The organism is Bradyrhizobium sp. (assembly GCF_049581145.1).
Lineage (GTDB): Bacteria > Pseudomonadota > Alphaproteobacteria > Rhizobiales > Xanthobacteraceae > Bradyrhizobium.
In genome coordinates this window covers 1-2,750 of record NZ_JBAURI010000288.1, presented here as the reverse complement: position 1 = coordinate 2,750, position 2,750 = coordinate 1, and the positions used below count along the sequence as shown (strand labels likewise).

The 2,750-nt window shown below is 65.3% G+C and carries 3 protein-coding genes; 1 reads left to right on the top strand and 2 read right to left on the bottom strand.

The genetic code is table 11. From position 1 onward, the window contains the following. Nucleotides 1-762, bottom strand: a 762-nt coding sequence (locus WCB02_RS09675) for a TetR/AcrR family transcriptional regulator (RefSeq protein ID WP_423957800.1), incomplete at its 3' end; no start/stop codon positions are given. A 205-nt stretch (nucleotides 763-967) separates the two neighbouring features. Between WCB02_RS09675 and WCB02_RS09670 the strand changes: the two genes are divergently transcribed. Then, on the top strand, nucleotides 968-2,287 hold the full coding sequence (locus tag WCB02_RS09670; RefSeq protein WP_423957799.1) for an MFS transporter: 1,320 nt from the start codon (nucleotides 968-970) through the stop codon (nucleotides 2,285-2,287). A 23-nt stretch (nucleotides 2,288-2,310) separates the two neighbouring features. Here WCB02_RS09670 and WCB02_RS09665 read toward each other — a convergent pair. Continuing rightward, a partial coding sequence (locus tag WCB02_RS09665; protein ID WP_423957798.1) for an ABC transporter substrate-binding protein occupies nucleotides 2,311-2,750 on the bottom strand: 440 nt, incomplete at its 5' end.

The following is a 2,750-nucleotide window of genomic DNA, read 5'->3' as shown; positions in this document are numbered from 1 at the left end:
CAGGCCGGTGAGGACGCGCCGGCGAGGCTGCGGCGGCGCGGACGGTCTGGCCGATCTCCCGTCGGCCGCGCCTTGCTCCGAGAGATAGGCCAGGACCATGTCGCCGATCTGCTGCCTGTTGCGGTTTCTCACCCGGGGCTGACTGAGATCGCGATCGAACAGCGTGCCGAAAGTATGGCGATTGGCCACGCGGAAAAAGCAGTAGGAGCTGATTGCCAGATGCAGGTCGATGGCGTCGACGTCGCGCCGGAACACGCCCTCCTTGCGGCCCTTCTCCAGGATCAGCCGCAGCGTTTCGATGATCGTCGCGTTGAGTTCGCGCAGCGGCGCGCTGTGCTTGATGTGCCGGCCGCGATGAATGTTCTCGATCGAAACCAGCCGGATGAAATTCGGATTCTGCTCGTCGTGGTCGAAGGTGGCTTCGACCAGGCGCCGCATTGCCTCCCGCGCGCCATGCTTGCCGACGTCCAGATTGCGTTCGAGACTGCGGATGCTGCGATAGGCCTGTTCCAGCACGGCCAGATAGAGCTGCTCCTTGCCGCCGAAATAATAATAGATCATCCGCTTGGACCTGCGCGTCCTGGCGGCGATCGCGTCGACGCGGGCGCCGGAATAGCCATGCGCGGCGAATTCCTCGGTGGCGACAGCGACGATGTCGCGCCGGGTCCGCTCCGGATCGTTCTTGCGCGTTCGCGGGCGAGCTGCTGGAGCCGCGCCTGACACCGCGCCTGATGACCTCGCCGCGCGGACTCGCGGACGCATGTCGGAGCGCTTTTTCCGGCGAGGTTTGGCGCGAGGCTTCGCCGCAGTGCGTTGCAGCATGTTCCCTCTCAGACTGACCGGGCCGCGGCCGCGATCCGGCGCACCGAAAAGTTGTCGCTTGCTTGAAATGAACCGGTTCGTACATTATCGGGCAACCGTCGACAAGCCGGCAAGACACCAAGACAGAGATCGATGCGGGGGAAACATGGGCTTCTGGACACCGGACCAGGACCGGCTGCGACATCGCGCGGCCGTCGTCAGCTTCGCCGGCAGCATGCTCGAATATTATGATTTCTTCATTTACGGCACCGCGGCCGCCCTGGTGTTTCCGCGCGTGTTCTTTGTCGATGTCGATCCGGCAACGGCCACGCTGCTCGCCATGCTGAGCTTCGGCATCGGCTATGTGGCACGCCCGGTCGGCGCGGTCATTCTCGGCCATTTCGGCGATCGCATCGGGCGCAAGACGGTGCTGGTCTTCACCCTCCTGCTGATGGGCGGCTCGACGCTTTCGATCGGCCTGTTGCCGGACGCGCATGCGATCGGCCGCGCGGCGCCAATCGCGCTGACGCTTCTGCGGCTGTTGCAGGGCCTGTCCGCCGCCGGCGAGCAGAGCGGCTCCAATTCGCTGACGCTCGAGCATTCGGCCAGCGGCAACCGCGCCTTCTTCACGAGCTGGACGCTGACGGGAACGCAAGCGGGCGCCATCCTGGCGACGCTGGTTTTCATTCCCGTGGCCTCGCTGCCGGAAGGCGAGCTGCTGAGCTGGGGATGGCGGATTCCCTTCCTGCTGAGTTTTGTCGTTCTCGTCGTCGCCTATCTGGTGCGGCGGACCATGCCGGAGACGCCGGCGTTTTCGGCGATCAAGAGCAAACAGGCGGTGGCGCGATTTCCGGTGCTGGCGCTGTTGCGCGATTACTGGGGGGACGTAGCTCGGGTCATCGTCTGCGCGCTGATCGCGACGGTCTCGACGGTGACCGCGGTATTCGCGCTCGGCTATGCCACCGGCAGATTCGGCGTGCCCCGGACCACCATGCTGTGGGCCGGCGTGCTCGCCAACGCGCTGGCGCTGCTGACCCAGCCGCTCTGGGCGCTGCTCGCCGATCGCATCGGACGCAAGCCTGTGTTCATCGGCGGTGTGCTCGGCTGCGCGGTGATGATCTTCCCCTATTTCACGGCCGTCACCTCGGGCAACACGACGGCCATCGTCGCCGTCTCGCTCGTGTTGTCTGGCCTGATCTACGCCGCACCGAACGCGATCTGGCCGTCATTCTACGCCGAGATGTTCGAGACCCGCGTCCGCTATTCCGGGACGGCGATCGGAACCCAGCTCGGCTTTCTCGCCGCGGGGTTCACGCCGGTGATCAGCCAGAGCCTGGTCGGCGACGGCCGCAATGGCTGGATTCCCGTCGCCGTCTTCATCGCCGCCTGCTGCGTGATATCAGCCGCGGCCGCCGCGACGGCGCGCGAGACCCACGCCGTCGGCATCGAGCATCTCGGCAAGAGGTTGCAGAAGATCGGTCCGTAAGCACCCGGCCCGGCGCGACGCGCCTACTCCAGGTCGATGGAGTGATAGTGGCCGGACTTGTCGAGCTGCGTACCCCAGACCTTATGCACCGCCTGATGGTCGGAGGGTCCGAAGTTCACCCGCGGTCCCAGCCCCAGTTCGTAGTTCTGCAGGCCTTCCAGCGTATCCACCAGCTTCTCGGTATCGAATTGCGGTCCGACGCGCCGCAGGCCCTCGATCAGCACGTTGGCGGTGAGATAGCTTTCGAGCGACATGTAATCCGGCGACTCGCCTGGAAAATACTTGGCGAGCGCATTCTTGTAGTTCAGCGCCACCGACGCGTAGCCGTCCACCGCGGGCACGACCTGGGTACAGATGACACCGTCCGCGAAGCGCGGGCCGAGCAGCGTCAGCTCATCGGCCAGGCCGGTGCTGCCGACGCCCGAGATCGTGGCGTAGATCATGTCCGGATACAGATCACGGG